The sequence below is a fragment of the Chromobacterium paludis genome (genome assembly GCF_008275125.1).
Classification (GTDB): Bacteria; Pseudomonadota; Gammaproteobacteria; order Burkholderiales; family Chromobacteriaceae; genus Chromobacterium; species Chromobacterium paludis.
Genome location: NZ_CP043473.1, coordinates 3,374,026 through 3,393,056, shown reverse-complemented (window position 1 = coordinate 3,393,056; position 19,031 = coordinate 3,374,026). Strand labels below are relative to the sequence as shown.

16 protein-coding genes are annotated in these 19,031 nt (G+C 65.1%); 10 read left to right on the top strand and 6 right to left on the bottom strand.

What is annotated here, in order from left to right:
- Positions 1-9 precede the first annotated feature (9 nt).
- Positions 10-648 carry a nicotinate-nucleotide adenylyltransferase gene (nadD, locus tag FYK34_RS16055; protein ID WP_149298137.1) on the bottom strand — a complete coding sequence of 213 codons (639 nt, stop codon included), beginning with the start codon at positions 646-648 and terminating at the stop codon, positions 10-12.
- Entirely contained in the window at positions 645-1,226 is a 582-nt protein-coding gene (locus FYK34_RS16050) for a beta-class carbonic anhydrase (protein ID WP_149298135.1), read from the bottom strand. Before FYK34_RS16050 ends, nadD begins: the two co-directional genes overlap by 4 nt.
- A gap of 290 nt (positions 1,227-1,516) precedes the next feature.
- Between FYK34_RS16050 and FYK34_RS16045 the strand changes: the two genes are divergently transcribed.
- Complete coding sequence (locus FYK34_RS16045; protein WP_149298133.1) at positions 1,517-2,077, top strand: acetate uptake transporter; 561 nt, start codon at positions 1,517-1,519, stop codon at positions 2,075-2,077.
- Positions 2,078-2,135: 58 nt separating this feature from the next.
- On the opposite strand, the gene FYK34_RS16040 is transcribed toward FYK34_RS16045, so the two are convergent.
- A complete protein-coding gene (locus tag FYK34_RS16040) occupies positions 2,136-2,894 on the bottom strand; it encodes a hypothetical protein (RefSeq protein ID WP_149298131.1) in 759 nt (252 codons plus the stop codon).
- Between the two features lie 25 nt (positions 2,895-2,919).
- Positions 2,920-3,906, bottom strand: coding sequence for a DUF2804 domain-containing protein (locus tag FYK34_RS16035; RefSeq protein WP_149298129.1), 987 nt, complete (start codon positions 3,904-3,906; stop codon positions 2,920-2,922).
- 137 nt (positions 3,907-4,043) lie between these two features.
- On the opposite strand from FYK34_RS16035, the gene FYK34_RS16030 reads away from it, so the two are divergent.
- The 6 genes from FYK34_RS16030 to FYK34_RS16005 all read left to right on the top strand — a co-directional run bounded on the left by FYK34_RS16030 (position 4,044) and on the right by FYK34_RS16005 (position 13,911).
- Positions 4,044-5,489 carry a M48 family metalloprotease gene (locus tag FYK34_RS16030; protein ID WP_231137290.1) on the top strand — a complete coding sequence of 482 codons (1,446 nt, stop codon included), beginning with the start codon at positions 4,044-4,046 and terminating at the stop codon, positions 5,487-5,489.
- Between the two features lie 298 nt (positions 5,490-5,787).
- Positions 5,788-8,451 (top strand): pyruvate dehydrogenase (acetyl-transferring), homodimeric type, encoded by a 2,664-nt coding sequence (gene aceE, locus FYK34_RS16025; protein WP_149298127.1) that lies wholly within the window; start codon positions 5,788-5,790, stop codon positions 8,449-8,451.
- A gap of 120 nt (positions 8,452-8,571) precedes the next feature.
- Positions 8,572-10,227 carry a dihydrolipoyllysine-residue acetyltransferase gene (gene aceF, locus FYK34_RS16020; protein ID WP_149298125.1) on the top strand — a complete coding sequence of 552 codons (1,656 nt, stop codon included), beginning with the start codon at positions 8,572-8,574 and terminating at the stop codon, positions 10,225-10,227.
- Between the two features lie 158 nt (positions 10,228-10,385).
- The gene (lpdA, locus tag FYK34_RS16015; protein ID WP_149298122.1) at positions 10,386-12,191 is read left to right on the top strand and encodes a dihydrolipoyl dehydrogenase; all 1,806 of its coding nucleotides are present in this window, start codon (positions 10,386-10,388) and stop codon (positions 12,189-12,191) included.
- Positions 12,192-12,469: 278 nt separating this feature from the next.
- Positions 12,470-13,003 (top strand): helicase, encoded by a 534-nt coding sequence (locus FYK34_RS16010; RefSeq protein ID WP_149298120.1) that lies wholly within the window; start codon positions 12,470-12,472, stop codon positions 13,001-13,003.
- Between the two features lie 185 nt (positions 13,004-13,188).
- The gene (locus tag FYK34_RS16005) at positions 13,189-13,911 is read left to right on the top strand and encodes an HAD family hydrolase (protein ID WP_149298118.1); all 723 of its coding nucleotides are present in this window, start codon (positions 13,189-13,191) and stop codon (positions 13,909-13,911) included.
- A 66-nt stretch (positions 13,912-13,977) separates the two neighbouring features.
- Here the strand turns inward: FYK34_RS16005 and FYK34_RS16000 are convergent, their stop codons facing one another.
- Positions 13,978-14,862: a LysR family transcriptional regulator gene (locus tag FYK34_RS16000; RefSeq protein WP_149298116.1), complete on the bottom strand. Its 885-nt coding sequence runs from the start codon at positions 14,860-14,862 to the stop codon at positions 13,978-13,980.
- Positions 14,863-14,963: 101 nt separating this feature from the next.
- Here FYK34_RS16000 and FYK34_RS15995 point away from each other — a divergent pair, with 101 nt between their 5' ends.
- Positions 14,964-15,947: a zinc-binding dehydrogenase gene (locus tag FYK34_RS15995; RefSeq protein WP_196782512.1), complete on the top strand. Its 984-nt coding sequence runs from the start codon at positions 14,964-14,966 to the stop codon at positions 15,945-15,947.
- Positions 15,948-16,058: 111 nt separating this feature from the next.
- Positions 16,059-16,706: an HAD family hydrolase gene (locus FYK34_RS15990; protein WP_149298114.1), complete on the top strand. Its 648-nt coding sequence runs from the start codon at positions 16,059-16,061 to the stop codon at positions 16,704-16,706.
- A 17-nt stretch (positions 16,707-16,723) separates the two neighbouring features.
- Here the strand turns inward: FYK34_RS15990 and FYK34_RS15985 are convergent, their stop codons facing one another.
- Positions 16,724-16,945 (bottom strand): hypothetical protein, encoded by a 222-nt coding sequence (locus tag FYK34_RS15985; protein WP_149298112.1) that lies wholly within the window; start codon positions 16,943-16,945, stop codon positions 16,724-16,726.
- Positions 16,946-17,267: 322 nt separating this feature from the next.
- Between FYK34_RS15985 and FYK34_RS15980 the strand changes: the two genes are divergently transcribed.
- A complete protein-coding gene (locus tag FYK34_RS15980) occupies positions 17,268-19,028 on the top strand; it encodes an autotransporter assembly complex protein TamA (RefSeq protein WP_149298110.1) in 1,761 nt (586 codons plus the stop codon).
- Positions 19,029-19,031: the final 3 nt, after the last annotated feature.

The window sequence follows — 19,031 nt, the reverse complement described above, 5'->3', positions numbered from 1 at the left end:
GGCGCAGCCTTACCGGTATAGGCCGTGTTGGCGGATATAGGCCAGCACGGCGGGCGCGATCAAGCCGTCCACCGCGTCGCCGGCGGCCAGGCGCGCGCGCAGCGCGGTGGCGGACAGGTCGAGCGGGGGCAGGGCCAGGGGGCGGATTGTACCGGAAGCCGTTCGATTTGAAAAATCAGAGACTTGGCGAGTCCGCCATTCGCGGAAAACTTCGGCAGGCAGATCGCTCGGATCGAAGCCGGGCCGCATGGCGACGGCCAGGTTGGCCAGGCGGAACAGCTCGCGCCAGTCTTTCCAGCTGTCCAGCGCGGCCAGCGAGTCGCCGCCTATCAGGAACCACAGTTCGGCGGCTTCGCCCAGCTCGCGGCGCAGTTCGCGCAGCGTGTCCACGGTGTAGGCGGGTTTGGCGCGGCGGACTTCGCGGTCATCGACGCTGAGCGCGGCGTCGCCGGCGATGGCCAGCTGGACCATGTCCAGCCGCTGTCCGGGGCTGGCGAGCGGGCCGCGGCCGCGGTGATACGGTTGTCCGGCGGGGATCAGCCGGACTTGGTCCAGGTCCAGCTCGGCGGCGAAGGCGCGCGCCATGCGCAGGTGCGCATGATGGATGGGGTCGAAGGTGCCGCCGAAGACGCCGATGCGAGAGGTCATTCCGCAGCGGTGGGTTCTGCGCCGTAGCCGTTGACGATGACTTCCAGGCGGCCGGTGGAGGGATGGATCACCATGCCGTGCACCGGGATGTCTTTGGGCATCAGCGGGTGATTGCGTATGGTCTGCACCGAGTGGCGCACGCTGTCGGCCACGTTGTCGAAGCCCTTGAGCCAGGTGTCCAGGTCGATGCCGGCGCCGCGCAGCGTGGCGATGGTCTCTGCGCTGACGCCGCGCTCCTGGGCGTGGCTCAGCACTTTGTGCGGGTCGATGGCGCGCATGCCGCAATCGTGATGCGCCACCACGCAGATTTCCTCGGCGCGCAGCTCATACACCGCGACGATCAGGCTGCGCATCACCGAACCCCATTGGTGGGTGATTAGCGCGCCAGCGTTCTTGATCAGCTTGACGTCGCCGTTCTTCAGGCCCATGGCCTTGGGCAGCAATTCCACCAGACGGGCGTCCATGCAGGCCAGGATGGCCAGGCCCTTGCCGGGAAATTTGTCGGTCTTGAATTGCTCGTACTCGCGGTTTTCCACGAAAGCCCGGTTGTGTTCGAGCAGGGTATTCAGTCGGTCCATGGGTAGGGCTTCCTGTGCGGATATCGGGACGGATTCTCCTGTGCGTCCGACGGGCGCAGAGGGGAATTCGCTCTGGAGGTTTTGCTCTAGTTCGGGCGGCATGCTACCACCAGTCGCTGGCGGGAGGGGCAAAAATCGCGCCGTAGGCGCCGCGCGCGCAGGCGGCGGCGCGTGTGCTTCAATTTTATCTCAGTTGCGACGATTTGATCTGATCGCTTGTCCGCGGAGCCGCTTCTGCCTAGAATCGCGCCTCTTTAAAAATATCAACACATACTTATATGGAATGTTCTGTGAGTGAAAAACTGGCCAATCCGGCGCCGCTGGGGCTGATGGGCTTCGGCATGACCACCATCCTGCTCAATATCCACAACGCCGGTTTCTATCCTATCAGCGCCATGATTCTGGCCATGGGCCTGTGTTACGGCGGCCTGGCGCAGATCGTGGCCGGCATCATGGAGTATCGCCGCGGCAATACCTTCGGCGTGACCGCTTTTCTGTCTTACGGCCTGTTCTGGCTGAGCCTGGTGCTGTTGCTGACGCTGCCCAAGACCGGGCTGGCCGACCCCACGCCGGAAGGCTATATGGGCTGTTACTTGCTGATGTGGGGCGTGTTCACCTTGTTCATGCTGGCCGGCACCATGCGTTATCCGCGGGTCAAGCAATTCGTGTTCGCGTCGCTGACGGTCCTGTTCTTCCTGCTGGCCGCGCGCGACTTCACCGGCAGCGCCCTGATCGGCATGATCGCGGGCTTCGAGGGCATCGTCTGCGGCGCCAGCGCCATCTACCTGGCGATGGCCACCGTGCTGAACGAGCAGTACGGCCGCACCGTGCTGCCCATAGGCGCGCGCTGAGTCTCGCGCGCTCCGGCCAGACCGCCCCGCCGCCCCAGGCCGCGGGGCGGTTTGCGTTTCAATGGCGATGGCGGCTCAGCCACATCGCGGCGCCCTGCACGGCCATCGCCGCGCAGAGGGCGAGGAAGAAGGCCGGGGCGGAGGGCAGCGCGCCAAGCGCCAAGGCCAGCGATATGCAAAAGGCGACGAAGGCGTAGAAACCGCGCACCATGCCGCGCAGCAGCCGGATCGTGGCGGCGGGGCCGGAGCCGATGTGGCTGAATACCGCCAGCACGCTGCCCAGCACCGGAAACACCGCCAGCAAGCCGCTGAGGCTGGGGCCCAGTCGGGCGGACAGGCTGGTGATGGCCAACACCAGGCCCGCGCCGGCCAGCATGCGCGGGAGCATGCCGGCGTCGCGCGGCGGGGCGGCCATCGCGGCGGGCGGCGCGGGAAACAGCCTGCCGGCCAGCGGCAGGAAGAGCAGGCCGAAGGCGGCGCTTTGCCAGCCGCTGGGCCGGACCCAGTGGCCTATGCCCACGGCCAGGGCGTAGGCGGCCAAGCCGCCCAACAGGCATAGCGGCCAGCGCCGGCGCAGCGCCATCCAGCCATAGCAGATGCCGAAGGCGATATTGGCGCTGGTGCCCAGCGCGGCCGACAGCGACGCCTCGCGCACGAAAGCGGCGTCATGTTCCAGGCTCAGAATGAACAGAATGGAGCCGGTGATGACCGGGAAGCCGGCCAGCGCGCCGGCCACGCCCGGCCCCCATTTTTTCGCCGCCAGGCTGATCAGCCAGATCAGGGTCGGCACCAGCAGTAATTTCAACAGCAACAGCATGTTTCGTCCCGCGCTGCGGCGCGCCTCACCAGCGCGACAGATGGTCCTCGGTGACGCCGACCAGATCGCGCACCGCATGGCGCTGGCCGCTGTCCGGGTCGATCAGTTCGCCGTCGAAGCGGCCTATGGGCTGCACGTAGCGGCTGGCGGCGATCAGCAGGTTCTTGTCCTCGCGCCGCGCGCCCTCGGGGGTGAAGGTCAGGTCCACCAAGCCGTCCGCCGTGCTGACGCGCCAGGGCGCGAGCGGGTCGTCGGCCCGGTAGTCGAAAGCGGCCGCGCCCACGCGCCAGAGTCTGCCGCCCAGCCAGACCGCGTTCTCCGCGTCGCCCATGAAGCCTTGCTGCAGATTGAAGCCCAGCCCCATGGCGTGCGCGCTGGCCCAGCGCCATTGCGTTTCGCGGGCCAAGAGGCCGTTGGAGTAGTCGAGCGAGGCCACGGCGCCGGCCAGGTCGAAGCTGCCGGCAGCGCAGCGGGCTTCGCCGCGAACCGGCACGCCGCCGCTCTTGTGCGTGCTGTGGGCCAGGTAGTTGGCCGGCGCGACGGCGGCCAGCACGGGCGTCGCGGCGGAGAGGTCGATCTCGGCGTCCAGCTGCAGCGCGCGGCTGTCCAGGGCCAGCCGCAATACATGGCCGTCGCGGCGGCAGCGGAAATCATGGCCGGGCAGCTTGAAGCGCGCGTCGCCGAACACCCTGTCCTGCACCCGGGCGCCCAGGCCCGGCAGGCCGCTGGCGCTGGCGGCGGCAATTACTTCGCGGCGACGGCGGTCGAACAGATAGGCGAAGGCGGCGCCGGTCCAGCCGACGTCGATGATGGCGAAACCGATGAAGAAGTCGCGGTGCGCCAGCGCGGCGTATTGCCAGCGCTTGTGGTGCAGCCGCCGCGTCAGTTTTTGCGCAGGCGTCAGCGCCAGGCCGCGCCAGTCCGGATCGGGCACGATGCCCTGATAGACGCCAAAGGCCGCGCGGCCATGGTCCAGGGTCAGGCGAGGAGGGGCGGCGGGCAGCATGGGCATGGCGGGCTGGGCGGCTGGGGGAAAGCACCAGTCTAGCCGATAATCCTTTCGTCATGAATGGCGAGCCAACAATTGTTTAGCAATGCGCGCGGCGCGGCCAATGCAACTTTCATCGCAACGGGGCTATCATAAGCCCCATGATGAAACGCAGCCTCTTGTGCGCGCTGCTCGCCTCGGTCCTGGCGCAGCCGCTGTCCGTCCGCGCCGACCTGCCCGATCTGGGAGAGGTCTCCGACGCCTCCCTTTCCCTGTCCGACGAGGCGCGCATCGGACGCAACGCTTGGCGCGCCATGCGCGAGGCCGGCGACGTGCTGGACGACGCCGAGGTCAATGGCTATCTCAACGATATCGGCAGCCGCCTGGCCGCCGCCGCCGCGGTGCCTGGCGTGCACTTCACCTATTTCTGCGTGGCTGACCCCGGCATCAACGCTTTCGCCATGCCTGGCGGTTATGTGGGCGTCAACATCGGCCTGCTGCTGGCCACGCAAAGCGAGGGCGAACTGGCCGGCGTGCTGGGCCATGAAACCGCCCACGTCGCCCAGCGCCATATCGCGCGCATGCAGGCGGCCAACAGCGCCACCAGCCCGCTGCTCTTGCTGGGCACCATCGTCGCCGCCGCGCTGGCGGCCAAGGCGGGCAACGGCGAAGGGGCCGTGGGCGCCGTGTCGGCCGGCATGGGGCTGTCCATCTCGCGCCAGTTGGCGTTTTCGCGCGATTTCGAACGCGAGGCCGACCGCGTCGGCATGCAATACATGGCGGCGGCCGGTTTCGACGTGCGCAATATGGCCTCTTTCTTCCAGCGGCTGGACCAGGCCAGCCGCTATAGCGACACCTCCGCCTTCGCCTTCTTGCGCACTCACCCGGTAACGGTGGAGCGGATCAGCGAGGCGGAAAACCGCGCGCTGAGCTATCCGGTGAAAATGCGCGCCGACAGCACGGATTACCTCTTGGTGCGGGAGAAGCTGCGCACCCTCACCATGGCGCCGGAGGAAGCTGTTTCGTATTACAACAACACCTTGGCGCGCGGCCTGTATCTGAGCGAGGGCGCCAACTGGTATGGCCTGGCGCGCGCCAAACTGTTGCAGCACGACCGCGCCGGCGCAACCGAGGCGCTGGCCAAGGCGAGGGCCAAGCTGCCGGACAACGCCATGCTGTATGGCCTGGAAGTGGAGATCGCCCGCGACAGCCGCGACTGGGCCGGCGCGGCGAAGGCGGCGCGCGCCGGACTGGCCGTGTTCCCGCGCAGCGAGCCGCTGCTGCTGGCCCAGGTCGACGTGGCCCTGGACAGCAATGACCGCAAGACGGCGCAGTCGTTGCTGCGCCAGTTGCTGGACAACAAGCGCGATGATCCGGCGCTGTACCGGCGCGAGGCCAAGCTGTATGCCGACCAAGACCCGCTGCGCTACCACGCGGCCTTGGGCAATGCGTTCTATTACGAACAACGCTATAGCGCGGCGCAGGAGCAGTTCCAGCTGGCCAGCAAGGCCAAGGGCGACGATTTTTACCTCCGATCCATGGTGGAAGCGCGGTTGCGCGAGCTTGGCCCCCTGGCCAAGGAGGAGCGCAAGGCTGAGCGCAATTGAAACAAATGTTTCAAATACGAGCGATTTATCGCAAAAAAACAACATGATGCGTTGCACCATGGATGGTTTTTGCGCCTTGCGCTCGTCAATCGCCGTCCTGGCTATTCCTTTTCGAATCCTTCCAGTCGTACACTGGCAAGGTCTCGCGTTGATCATTCGCAAATGAACATTTTTATTTGCGAATCCGTTCGTTTATAATCGCAAATCAAATATTTGGCTCGCTTGCGAGTCAAAAACATAATGCGGGGCCGGCCAGCATGACTCGGTCCCCGACTGTCACCCGCTGTGAGGACCAGAGATGGCTGCAACTTTCCCTGACGATATCGACCCGTTGGAAACCCAGGAGTGGACTGAAGCGCTGGAATCGGTGCTGGACAACGAAGGCGCGGAACGCGCCCACTTCCTGCTGGAAAAGATGGTGGAGCGCACCCGCCGCCGCGGCGCCCACCTGCCGTTCGACGCTACCACCGCGTACCAGAACACCATCCCGGTGGGTAAAGAAGCCAAATCCCCGGGCAATCACGAGATGGAGCATCGCATCCGCTCGATCAACCGCTGGAACGCCGCCGCCATGGTGCTGCGCGCCGGCAAGAAAGATCTGGAGCTGGGCGGCCACATCGCGTCCTTCCAATCCTCCGCCACGCTGTACGACGTCGGCTTCAACCACTTCTGGCGCGCCCAGAACGACGAGCAAGACGGCGATCTGATCTATTTCCAAGGCCACATCGCGCCGGGCGTGTACGCCCGCGCCTTCATGGAAGGCCGCCTGTCCGCCGAGCAGCTGGACAGCTTCCGCCAGGAAGTGGACGGCAAGGGCCTGTCTTCCTACCCGCACCCGTGGCTGATGAAGGACTTCTGGCAGTTCCCCACCGTATCCATGGGCCTGGGCCCGTTGATGGCCATCTACCAGGCCCGCTTCCTGAAGTACCTGGAAAGCCGCGGCCTGGCCAAGACCATGGGCCGCAAGGTGTGGTGCTTCTGCGGCGACGGCGAAATGGACGAGCCGGAATCGCTGGGCGCCATCGCCATGGCCGCGCGCGAAGGCCTGGACAACCTGGTGTTCGTGATCAACTGCAACCTGCAGCGTCTGGACGGCCCGGTGCGCGGCAACGGCAAGATCATCCAGGAGCTGGAAGGCGACTTCCGCGGTTCCGGCTGGAACGTGCTGAAAGTGATCTGGGGCTCCCGCTGGGACCCGCTGCTGGCCATGGACACCAAGGGCCTCTTGAAGAAGCGCATGGACGAGTGCGTGGACGGCGACTACCAGACCTTCAAGTCCAAGGACGGCGCTTACGTGCGCGAGCACTTCTTCGGCAAGTACCCGGAGCTGCGCGAAATGGTGGCCAATATGTCCGACGAAGAGGTGTGGAACCTCAATCGCGGCGGCCATGACCCGCACAAGGTGTACGCGGCTTACCACGAGGCCACCCACAACGCCAACGGCCGTCCGACCGTGATCCTGGCCAAAACCATCAAGGGTTACGGCATGGGCGCGTCCGGCGAAGCCAAGAACATCGCCCACCAGGCCAAGAAGATGGACCTGGAAAGCCTGCGCAACTTCCGCGACCGCTTCGGCATCCCGGTGTCCGACGAAGACCTGGCCAAGGTCCCGTACTACCTGCCGCCGGAAGACAGCCCGGAAATGAAGTACATGCGCGAACGCCGCGCGGCGCTGGGCGGCTACCTGCCGGCCCGCAAGCCGGTGAACCACCCGCTGGCCGTGCCGGAACTGTCCGCCTTCGACGCGCAGCTGCAAAGCTCGGGCGACCGCGAGTTCTCCACCACGATGGCCTTCGTCCGCATGCTGGGCACCATCATGAAGGACAAGAACATCGGCAAGCGCATCGTGCCCATCGTGCCGGACGAATCCCGCACCTTCGGCATGGAAGGCATGTTCCGCCAGTACGGCATCTGGTCCACCCAGGGTCAGAACTACGTGCCGCAGGACCATGACCAGCTGATGTTCTACAAGGAATCCAAGGACGGCCAGATTCTGCAGGAAGGCATCAACGAGCCGGGCGCGATGGCCGACTGGATCGCCGCGGCGACCAGCTACGCCAACAGCAGCCAGCCGATGATTCCGTTCTACATCTACTACTCGATGTTCGGCTTCCAGCGCATCGGCGATCTGGCCTGGGCTGCCGGCGACATGCGCGCCCGCGGCTTCCTGCTGGGCGGCACCGCCGGCCGTACCACGCTGAACGGCGAAGGCCTGCAGCACGAAGACGGCCACAGCCACATCCAGGCCGGCCTGATCCCGAACTGCATCAGCTACGACCCGACCTTCGCCTACGAGCTGGCCGTGATCGTGCAGGACGGCATGCGCCGCATGTACGCGGAACAAGAGGACGTCTTCTACTACCTGACCCTGATGAACGAAAACTACGTTCACCCGGCGATGCCGGCAGGCGCGGAAGAGGGCATCCTGAAGGGCATGTACCTGCTGCAGGACGGCGGCGACGCCAAGATCAAGGTGCAGCTGATGGGCTCCGGCACCATCCTGCGCGAAGTGATGGCCGCGGCCGATCTGCTGAAGGCCGACTTCGGCATCGGCGCCGACATCTGGAGCGTGACCTCCTTCAACCAGCTGCGCCGCGACGGCATGGAAGCCGAGCGCCACAACCTGCTGAACCCGACCGCCGAGGCCCGTTCCTCCTACGTCGAACAGCAGCTGGCCGGCCGCAACGGCCCGGTGATCGCCGCGACCGACTACATCCGCAACTACGCCGACCAGATCCGCGCCTACGTGCCGGGCCGCTACGTCGTGCTGGGCACCGACGGCTTCGGCCGCTCGGACAGCCGCGCCAACCTGCGCTCCTTCTTCGAGGTGGATCGCTACCACGTGGCGCTGGCGGCCCTGTCCGCCCTGGCCCGCGACGGCAAGATCGACGGCGCCAAGGTGGCCGAGGCCATCGCCAAGTACGGCATCAAGACCGACAAGCTGCCGAGCTGGAAGGTGTAATTCCTGAACGGAAGCCCCGGCCCAGGCCGGGAGCTTCCGTTTTGGCAAGGCAAGCGAATCTGTAGCGGATATCCGGCGGAATGCCCCGAGAGGGGTTTCCGCCCTACGAATGGAAAGCTCATGAGCAATCTGATCGAACTGAAAGTGCCCGACATCGGCGGTCACAGCAACGTAGACATCATCGAAGTATTCATCGCCCCGGGCCAGACCGTGTCCGTGGACGACTCCCTGATCACCCTGGAAACCGACAAGGCCACCATGGAAGTGCCGGCCGAAGCCGCCGGCGTGATCAAGGAAGTGAAAGTCGCCGTGGGCGGCAAGATTTCCGAAGGCGACGTGATCGCCATCCTGGAAGTGGGCGCCGCCGCGTCCGCTCCGGCCCCGGCAGCAGCCGCGCCGGCACCCGCAGCCGCTCCGGCCGCTGCCCCGGCTCCGGTGGCCGCCGCTCCTGCTGCCGCGCCGGCGGCTTCCGGCCGCAGCGAAATCCGCGTGCCGGACATCGGCGGCCATAACGGCGTCGACGTGATCGAAGTGACTGTCAAAGTGGGCGACGACATCGCCGTCGACGACAGCCTGATCACGCTGGAAACCGACAAGGCCACCATGGAAGTGCCGGCTACCGCCGCCGGCAAGGTGGTGGAAGTGAAGATCAAGGTGGGCGACAAGGTCAGCGAAGGCGACCTGATCGTCGTGGTGGAAGGCGCTGTCGCAGCCGCCTCCGCCCCGGCAGCCGCTGCGCCGGTTCCGGCAGCAGCCCCGGCCGCTCCGGCCCAGGTCGCCGCCGCGCCTGCAGCCGCGCCGGCCGTGGCGCCGGTAGCCGCCGCCGTGTCCGCCGCCATCGACGAAATCGCCTTCTCCAAGGCCCACGCCGGTCCGTCCGTGCGCCGCCTGGCGCGCGAGCTGGGCGTGGACCTGGGCAAGGTGAAGGGCAACGGCCGCAAGGGCCGCATCACCGAAGACGACGTCAAGGCCTTCGTCAAGGGCGTGATGCAGAACCCGGCTATTCTGGCTCCGGCCGCCGCGCCGGCCGGCTCCGGCGCGGGTCTGGACCTGCTGCCGTGGCCGAAGGTGGACTTCGCCAAGTTCGGCCCGATCGAAACCAAGCCGCTGTCCCGCATCCAGAAGATCTCCGGCGCCAACCTGTCGCGCAACTGGGTGATGATCCCGCACGTCACGTTCAACGACGAGTGCGACATCACCGAGCTGGAAGACTTCCGCAAGACCGTGGGCAAGGAATGGGAAAAGTCCGGCCTGAAGATCAGCCCGCTGGCCTTCATCATCAAGGCCGCCGCCGAGGCGCTGAAGGCCTTCCCGACCTTCAACAGCTCGCTGGACGGCGACAACCTGGTGCTGAAGCAGTACTACCACATCGGTTTCGCCGCCGACACGCCTAACGGCCTGGTGGTGCCGGTAATCAAGGACGCGGACAAGAAGGGCCTGCGCCAGATCGCCCAGGAACTGACCGACCTGTCCAAGCTGGCCCGCGAAGGCAAGCTGAAGCCGACCGACATGCAGGGCGCGACCTTCACCATCTCGTCCCTGGGCGGCATCGGCGGCACCAGCTTCACGCCTATCGTCAACGCGCCGGAAGTGGCCATCCTTGGCGTCTGCAAGTCGCAGATCAAGCCGGTGTGGAACGGCAAGGAATTCGCGCCGCGCCTGATGTGCCCGCTCTCCCTGTCCTTCGATCACCGCGTGATCGACGGCGCGGCCGCGGCCCGCTTCACCGTGCACCTGGGCAAGCTGCTGACCGACGTGCGCCGTCTGATCCTGTAACCGTAGGGCGGAAGCCTCGGCTTGCCGAGGCGTTCCGCCATTTGTTACCGGATAGGTAGGCGGAGCGCCCGCTTGGCGGGCTTCCGCCCTACGGCATCAAGCCCAGACTCGAGGCGGCCGGCCCCGCGCCGGCCTCCCAATATTGCGGATGGAAAGCCATGAGCAATCTGATCGAATTGAAAGTCCCGGACATCGGCGGCCACAACAACGTGGACGTGATCGAAGTGTTCGTCAAGCCGGGCGACGTGATCGAAAAAGAAGCCAGCCTGATCACGCTGGAAACCGACAAAGCCACCATGGAAGTGCCGGCTGAAGCCGCCGGCACCGTCAAGGAAGTGCGCGTGAGCGTGGGCAGCAAAGTGTCCGAGGGCGACCTGGTGGTCATTCTGGAAGCCGCCGGCGCAGCCGCCGCGGCTCCGGCCTCGTCCGAAGTGAAACCGGTGGAAACCGTGGGTGTGGCCTCCGCTACCACCCAAGCCGGCTTCGCCCCGCAAGCCGCTCCGGTGGCCGCCAGCCATAGCGGCGGCGCCGACATCGAATGCGACGTGATGGTGCTGGGCGGCGGCCCTGGCGGTTACTCCGCCGCCTTCCGCGCGGCCGACCTGGGCCTGAAAGTGGTCATCGTCGAGCGTTACGCCACCCTGGGCGGCGTGTGCCTGAACGTGGGTTGCATCCCGTCCAAGGCGCTGCTGCACAACGCCGCGGTGATCGACGAAGTGAGCCACCTGGCCGCCAACGGCATCAAGTTCGGCAAGCCGGAAGTGGACATCGACATGCTGCGCGGCTACAAGGAAAAGGTCATCGCCAAGCTGACCGGCGGCCTGGGCGGCATGGCCAAGGCGCGCAAGGTGGAGATCGTGCGCGGCAACGGCCACTTCATCGACCCGCACCACATCGAAGTCTCGCTGACCACCGGCAAGGGCCGCGAAGAGTCCGGCGAGAAGAAGATCGTCAAGTTCAAGCACGCCATCATCGCCGCCGGCTCCCGCGTGGTGAAGCTGCCGTTCATCCCGAACGACCCGCGCGTGGTGGACTCCACCGGCGCGCTGGAGCTGAAGGGCGTGGCCGACCGCATGCTGATCATCGGCGGTGGCATCATCGGCCTGGAAATGGGCACCGTCTACTCCACGCTGGGCGCGCGCCTGGACGTGGTGGAAATGCTGGACGGCCTGATGCAAGGCGCCGACCGCGACCTGGTCAAGGTATGGCAGAAGTGGAACGCCCACCGTTTCGACAACATCATGCTGAACACCAAGACCGTGGCCGTGGAGCCGAAGGACGACGGCGTGTGGGTGACTTTTGAAGGCGCGCAAGCCCCGAAAGAGCCGCAACGCTACGATCTGGTGCTGTACGCCACCGGCCGCGCGCCGAACGGCAAGCTGATCGGCGCGGAAAACGCCGGCATCGCGGTGACCGACCGCGGTTTCATCCAGGTGGACAAGCAGCAGCGCACCAATGTGCCGCACATCTTCGCCATCGGCGACATCGTCGGCCAGCCGATGCTGGCGCACAAGGGCGTGCATGAAGGCCACGTGGCGGCGGAAAACTGCGCCGGCATGAAGTCCTACTTCGACGCCCGCGTGATCCCGGGCGTGGCCTACACCGATCCGGAAGTGGCCTGGGTGGGCGTGACCGAAGACGAAGCCAAGAAGCAAGGCCTGAAGATCGAGAAGGGCGTGTTCCCGTGGGCCGCCTCCGGCCGCGCCATCGCCAACGGCCGCGACGAAGGCTTCACCAAGCTGATCTTCGACGCCGAAAGCCACCAGATCATCGGCGGCGGCATCGTCGGCCCGCACGCCGGCGACATGATCGGCGAGGTGTGCCTGGCGATCGAGATGGGTTGCGACGCGACCGACATTGGCAAGACCATCCACCCGCACCCGACCATGGGCGAGTCCATCGGCATGGCCGCGGAAGTGGCGCACGGCACCTGCACGGACCTGCCGCCGCAACGCAAGAAGTAAGATTGATTTGATTGGCGGTCTTGATTGATCGCTTTCGAACGAAGAAAGGGCAAGCCTGGGGGCTTGCCCTTTTTATTTGGGCTGGGAAATACGGCAAATCAATGCCATCGCAGGTGCAAGGCGCGGCGCCCCTAGCTTTGCTGCCCAGCGCCAACTTGCGCGGGGTCCGGCATCGAATGGATTGCAGCCGGGAAAAAGAGAGCAAGCCTGGCGGCTTGCTCTTCTATTTTGCTTGAGTGATATGATGTTTGGATTTTGGCTGCGGAGGTAGGAATAAAATGGTTGCTGACCAGCGTGTGCGGGGACTGGGCGTGGAGCATTCGATACGGATAGGCGGTGTCAGTAAGGCCGCGCTGCTGGAGGAACTGGAGAGAGGCGGCGTCAGCCTGAACCCGCTTGCCCATGCCTTGTTCGACGATGCCCGATTCGACACAAGTGGAGAGGCTCAATCCATGCGCTGCGTGGCGTTGTCCGTGGCGGACTTGGGGCTGGCGCAGGGCGGCACTTGGCCTCTCATCGTCCGGCATGCCGCCGCGCTTGGCCTGAGCCTGTGTCCTGTGGAAACCGGTCCGCACCTGCGCATGCAATGGCGGGATCAGGCGGAAGGCGCGATCGGGCAGCCGGCCACGCGCGGCAAGGCGCCGTTTGGATCGCTTACCGTGGCCTCCGCTGCGCTGTGCGATGATTCTGCCGTGCCCAAGGGCTTTTATCTGCGCCGCATCGAGGGTGTGTTGTGGCTGCGGGGGTATCAGTCAGACGATGAGCATGTCTGGAGCGCCGATGATTGCCTGCTGTTCCAGGCGGTGGTTTAGCATATCGGTTTGGGTAGAGAACGTTTGGCGACAGGCCATGCCAAGCGTGTTTGAGATAAGAGTTGCCATGTAAGCTTGGGCGCGATTTCCGGAGCCCAACATAGTGCTTATGCTGCCTTTCCTGCTTCCAAGGCGATGCGGTTCGCACGCACGCCATCGTTCCCACTTCACCTCTAGTTTCCGCTATGACACTGCCGCAAGCCGTTTTCTTCGATCTGGACAACACCCTGGTGCACCGGAACGACAGCATCGATCTTTACGCCCTCCAATTCTGGCGCGATTTCGACCATGCCATCGCTTCCGGCGGGGCGGAGCAGGCCGCACAGGTGATCAAGCGTTGCGATAACGGCGGCTACCTGCCGGCCGGCTCGCCGTTCGTTTCAATCAAGCAAGCGGTGTCCCATGGTTTGAAGACGGAGATAGCCTGGCGGCAAGAAGTGGAGCAGGACGCGTTGCTGGCGCATTGGGAGCGCTACAACGCCGTTTGCACCGCGGCGATGCCCGGCGCAGCGGAAGCGGTGGCCTATTTGCGTGAGAATGGCGTCCGCATCGGAGTGATCTCTAACGGCAGCCATCGAACCCGGCTGGAGAAAGTGGCGTGTTTGCCGTTCGCGTCGGCCATCGAACTGACGGTCAGCTCGGAGTCCGCTGGCGCGAGCAAGCCGGATGCGGCGATTTTCCGGCTGGCGGCTGAAGCCCTCGGCGTGCCGTTGGAGTCATGTTGGTATGTGGGCGATCACCCATTCAACGATGTGTTGGGCGCGTCGCGCGCGGGCATGATGCCGGTCTGGCTGAGCGGTTTTCACGCTTGGCCGGAGGGGGAGGCGATGGCGTATCGGCAGATTTCATCACTGGAGCATTTGGCCGGGAGGATGGCTGCGGTGCCCGTGCGTTATCTGTTTGAATGATGTGGTAAGCCGATTGCGTGGGACCGAACGGATAAGGATCCAAAGGATACGAGGATAAGCGCCCCCTCACTGGCTTCGCGCATTCGACAGATAATCCCATAAGGCGGCTGCCACCGGCCCTGGGGCGCGGCTGCTGAGCCTTGCCGCGACAATGTCCAAGCGGCTGCGATGGAAATGGCGTCCTTCCAGCGACAGCAAGGCCCCGCTGGCCAGCTCATCGCGCACCAGATGCAGCGGCATATGGCCCCATCCCATGCCCTCCAGAATCAGGCCCTTTTTGGTATGTTGGTCCGCCACGGTCCAGTTGGCGGCATCCTGGATCAGAAAGTAATCCCTGCCTGGCGCGCGGGCGGAGTCCCGGATGATCACTTGAACGAGTTCGCGCATCGCGTCCGGGCGCATCTCGGCAGGCGTTCGGCCCGCCAGCAAGCTGGGCGCGATCACCGGCACCACGTCCACCGGAAACAGATCGACCCATTCAAAGCGGGTATCGGATTTGTCGATATGGTGCAGGATCAGGTCCGCTTCTTCTGCCAGCAAACGCTCCCACGGCCCGCCAATCACCTCGAAGTGCAAATGCAGCCGGGTGCGCGGCCAGTTCTGGAAAAAACGCTTCAGCAGGCTCAAGGCCTCCGTCGTCGGGGTCACATCGCCGATGACCACGCGCAGGTCGGTTTCCTCGCCCCGTTGCAGCTGCTCGCATATCGCATTCAAGCCGGCGGCTTGACGCAACAGCGCCTGCGCTTGGCGATGAAAAGCCTCTCCGGCCGGCGTCAGCCGGACGCGATAATGGGTCCGGTCCAGCAAAACCAAGCCGATGCGCTGTTCCAGATTCTTGACCGCAGTATGTATGGCGGGGTGGCTGCGATGCAGCTTCTGCGCAGCCGCCTGAAAACTGCCCTCGCTCAGCACCGCATCCAGGCACGCGAGTTCATGTAGGGTAAAATCCATTGTTATTAAATCTTACATTCTTTTGCCAATCTTTTAAATTTTTATAAAACAAAGGCCTCGCTAGACTGCCCTCACCATCCATTGAACACAGAGGAGCAGACATGATGCGCGCCATCGTGAGACAGCAATACGGCGGACCGGAACAATTGCAGATTCAGGACGTGCCCAAGCCTATCGCCGCAAACGGCGACGTATTGCTAAGGGTGCGCGCCTTCGGCCTGAACCGTGCGGAACAGTATTTCCGCCAAGGCGTATGGGGCGAGGTTGCTGCCATTTCCGGCATTGAGTGCGCGGGGGAGGTGGAGCATGACCCCAGCGGGCGGCTCAGCCATGGCCAGGCGGTCATCGCCTTGATGGGCGGCATGGGACGCAGCCGCAACGGCAGCTATGCGGAATGGGTCAGCGTGCCGGCCAGCCATGTCGTGCCGATCCAGACCTCGCTGAGCTGGGCCGAGCTGGCGGCCTTGCCCGAATCGTACGCCACGGCCTGGACATGCTTGCATGACAATCTGGCGCTGCAAAAGGACGACACGCTGCTGATCCGCGGGGCGCTCTCCGCGCTGGGGCAGGCTGCGCTTGCGCTGGCAAAGCTGCGCGGCGCCAGCGTCATCGCCACGGTCAGACAGGCATCCAGGTTCGAAGCCGCGCGCCGCTTGGGCGCGGATGAAGTCTGGGTGGAATCGCCTTCGTTATCCAGCCAGATGGCGGATGCCAAAGCCCAAGGCGTGGACAAGGTGCTGGATCTGGTCGGCACGTCCACCATGCTGGATTCGCTGCGCTTGGCCAAGCGGAACGGCCGCGTGTGCGTGGCGGGCTTTTTAGGCGGGCATGAGCCGCTTGCCGCATTCGATCCCATGGCTCACTTGCCTAGCGGCCGCCATCTGAGCTTTTTCGCCAGCGCCCTGGTTTTTGGCGGCGCGGAGTATCCGCTTGGCGAGATCCCGTTTCAGCAAATCATCGAGTGGGCGGAAAGCGGCGGCATTCCAGCCAAGCCCGCCAGCGTGTTTCCTTTCGAGGAGATTCAGGCCGCGCATCGGCTGCTGGACCAGCAAGCCGCTGGCGGGAAAATCGTGGTGGCGCTTTGAATAAGGCGGAGTATGGGCGCTCCGCCAGCGTGGCGAGGGGCGCTCGGCGTTCCTGCCGCCAGCTCTTTCTCCACGTCAATGGCATGATCGGATTTTTGCCGGAAGATCTTGATGTCCGTTTTCGATCTGGTGATTTTTGACTGCGACGGTGTGCTGGTGGACAGCGAACGCCTGACCAACCGCGTGTTTGCCGCCATGCTCAACGAGCTGGGCCTGGCCGTGACCTTGCAGGACATGTTCGATCAGTTTGTCGGCCTGTCCATGGCGCAATGCCTGCGGCAGATAGAGGAAAGGCTGGGCATGCCGCCTCCCGCGGGCTTTGAGGCCGCCTATCGTCGGCGCAGCCAGGCGGCGCTGGAGGCGGGCTTGACGGTAGTGCCCGGCGTGCCGGCCATGTTGGCGGCCTTGCCGCTGCCGTTTTGCGTGGCGTCCAACGGCAGTCATGGCAAGATGCGGAGCACGCTGGGCCTGACGGGGCTGCTGCCGCGCTTCGAGACGCGGATGTTCAGCGCGCAGGACGTGGCCTTGCCCAAGCCGGCGCCGGACGTGTTTTTGCATGCGTCGCGCAGCCTGGGCGTCGCCCCGGCGCGTTGCCTGGTGATAGAGGATACGCCGACCGGCGTGCGAGCCGGCGCGGCCGCCGGCATGACGGTATGGGGCTATGCCGCGCTGACGCCGCGAGAGAACCTGATGTCGGCCGGCGCGGCGGCAACCTTTGTCGACATGGCGGAGCTGCCCGGCAGGCTGGCGCGGACATAAGGCGCGCGGCCCTCGGTTCAGTGCAGCATCAGGTCTTCGTGGTCTTGCGGGTAGTCGTCCGGCGCGGCGCGCCAAGCGTAGCAGCGCGGCGGCGGACGGTTTTCGGTTTGAAACTGCCTCAGCCAATAGGCCAGACGGCGCCAGCAGCGTTTTTCGTGAGTCAGAAAATGCATGAGCCGCTTGCGGCTTCCTGGCTCCGGTTCTGCCGGCAGGCTGGTTTCCTTGATCAGCGCGGACATGGGCATCGCTCCGTTGCGAGTGGTTGAAGTCCATCCTCAGTCCGCACTGTAGTGATGGGGCCATTAAATTCCTGTAGAAGTCTGGTCGCAGCGCATCAAACTTGCATAAAGAGGCCGGCTGCGGAGTGCCGGGCGGCACAGCCCGCAGGATGGGAGACGTGTGTCCGATGCCGGAGATGTTTAACCCCCGCGTCATTGTTGCGCCAGCGCTGAACTCCCGGGCTGTCGCAGCGGTCTGACAAGGCTTGTTTCCCCCGCGTGGAACGAGTCGCCAGCCTTGGCGAGTTCCGTTACCATGCTGCATCGCCCTGTGAATTCGACCATGCCAAGCGTTTTTTTCTTTCCCCTCCCCATCCTTCGTCGCGCGCCGCTGGCGCTGGTGGCTGCCTTGCTCGCCGCTCCTGCCCATGCCTTGGATTACACGGTGGACATCCAGGCGCCGGCCGGGCTGGCGTCGCTGCTGCGCGACAATCTGGAGCTGGTGAGTGGGCAAAAGGACCCGGACATCGACTCGTCCTGGCTGGACGCGCTGGTCAAGGGCGCGCCGGACGAGGCGCGGAAGCTGCTGGAGACCGAGGGCTATTTCCACGCCCGGGTGGAGGCGGCGCGGGAGGCGGGAAATCGCGTGGTGCTCAAGGTGGAGCCGGGACCGCCGGTCTTGATCGATGATGTCACCCTCCGGCTGGACGGCGCCATCCGCCATCAGGACGATTACCAGCAGCGTTTCGCCCAGGTGCTGGAGGCGTGGGCGCTGCCCTTGGGGGCGCCGTATCGGCAGGAAGACTGGGCTGCCAGCAAGCGCGCCATCCTGCGCAAGGTGCAGGCCGACCGCTTTCCCAGGGCGCGCATCGTCAAGAGCGAAGCCAGGATAGATCCGGCCAGCAACCGCGCCACGCTGGATGTGGCGGTGGACAGCGGGCCGCTGATCCGCTTTGGCCGCATCAAGGTGGCCGGCCTGCAGCGCTATCCGTGGAAGCTGGTGACCGGCCTGGCCGATTTCAACAACGGTTCGCCGTACAGCCAGGACAAGCTGCTGGCCTACCAGGCCGCGCTGGACCAGACGCCGCAGTTCTCCTCGGTCATCGTCAGCGCCGATTTCGATCACGTGGTGGACGACAAGGTGCCGGTGAACGTGGACGTGGTGGAGCTGCCGCGGCAGAAGCTGGAGCTGGGTCTGACCTACGATTCCGACGTCGGCCCCGGCGTGCGCGTCGGCTACGATCACTACAACATCTTCAAGCGCGGCTATACCGGTTCCATGCTGCTGGACTGGAAGCGCGAGCAACAGTCAGTCAGCTTCGGCCTGGGTTTCCCGCGCGCGCGCGACGGCTATTCCCACTCCCTCACCAGCTCATTCAAGTCCGAAGACGTGCAGGGCTTGAAGACCAATACCGTGGATGCCGGCGCCTGGCGCGTGCGCAGCCGCGGCAATATCGAGTCGCGCCTGGGCGTGGAGTTTTTGAAAGAAAGCGAAGAAGCCGGCGGCATCACCTCGCGCGACACCCATGTCACCCAGCTGGTGTATGGCTGGACCCAGCGCGCGGTGGACGATCCGATGCGGCCGCGCAGCGGCTACCTGCTGGACGGGCGCCTGTCCGGCTCGCTGGGCCTGCTGGGCTCCTCCACCTCGATTGTGCGAGGCTATGGCCGTGCGGTGGGCTATTGGTCGCCCTTCCCCAAGTACGGCACTTTCGTCGGCCGCATCGAGCTGGGCCAGGTGTGGGCCAAGGATGGCGCCGAGGTGCCGTCCGCTTTGCTGTTCCGCGCCGGCGGCGCCAACAGCGTGCGCGGCTACGACTACCAGAGCCTGGGCCTGCCCGGCCCCAACGCCTCGGTGCTGGGCGGCCGCGTGGTGGCCACCGGCAGCGTGGAATACCAGATCCCGCTCAAGCCGGCCTGGTATCTGGCGCTGTTTTCCGACGCCGGCAATGCCGGCGACAGCTGGAAGGGCTTCCAGCCCATGCACGCCAACGGCGTCGGTCTGCGCTGGATGAGCCCGGTGGCGCCGCTGTCTTTCGATATCGCCAAGGCGGAGAGCGACGGCAAGATCCGTTGGAATCTCAGCCTGGGCCTGGCCTTTTAAAAC

Coding starts and splice junctions, on each gene's coding strand:
- FYK34_RS16050 (WP_149298135.1), bottom strand. CDS start 1,226: ATGGACCGACTGAATACCCTGCTCGAACACAACCGGGCTTTCGTGGAA.
- aceE (WP_149298127.1), top strand. CDS start 5,788: ATGGCTGCAACTTTCCCTGACGATATCGACCCGTTGGAAACCCAGGAG.
- FYK34_RS16030 (WP_231137290.1), top strand. CDS start 4,044: ATGATGAAACGCAGCCTCTTGTGCGCGCTGCTCGCCTCGGTCCTGGCG.
- lpdA (WP_149298122.1), top strand. CDS start 10,386: ATGAGCAATCTGATCGAATTGAAAGTCCCGGACATCGGCGGCCACAAC.
- FYK34_RS15980 (WP_149298110.1), top strand. CDS start 17,268: ATGCCAAGCGTTTTTTTCTTTCCCCTCCCCATCCTTCGTCGCGCGCCG.
- FYK34_RS15990 (WP_149298114.1), top strand. CDS start 16,059: ATGTCCGTTTTCGATCTGGTGATTTTTGACTGCGACGGTGTGCTGGTG.
- nadD (WP_149298137.1), bottom strand. CDS start 648: ATGACCTCTCGCATCGGCGTCTTCGGCGGCACCTTCGACCCCATCCAT.
- FYK34_RS15995 (WP_196782512.1), top strand. CDS start 14,964: ATGATGCGCGCCATCGTGAGACAGCAATACGGCGGACCGGAACAATTG.
- aceF (WP_149298125.1), top strand. CDS start 8,572: ATGAGCAATCTGATCGAACTGAAAGTGCCCGACATCGGCGGTCACAGC.
- FYK34_RS15985 (WP_149298112.1), bottom strand. CDS start 16,945: ATGTCCGCGCTGATCAAGGAAACCAGCCTGCCGGCAGAACCGGAGCCA.
- FYK34_RS16000 (WP_149298116.1), bottom strand. CDS start 14,862: ATGGATTTTACCCTACATGAACTCGCGTGCCTGGATGCGGTGCTGAGC.
- FYK34_RS16005 (WP_149298118.1), top strand. CDS start 13,189: ATGACACTGCCGCAAGCCGTTTTCTTCGATCTGGACAACACCCTGGTG.
- FYK34_RS16040 (WP_149298131.1), bottom strand. CDS start 2,894: ATGCTGTTGCTGTTGAAATTACTGCTGGTGCCGACCCTGATCTGGCTG.
- FYK34_RS16035 (WP_149298129.1), bottom strand. CDS start 3,906: ATGCCCATGCTGCCCGCCGCCCCTCCTCGCCTGACCCTGGACCATGGC.
- FYK34_RS16010 (WP_149298120.1), top strand. CDS start 12,470: ATGGTTGCTGACCAGCGTGTGCGGGGACTGGGCGTGGAGCATTCGATA.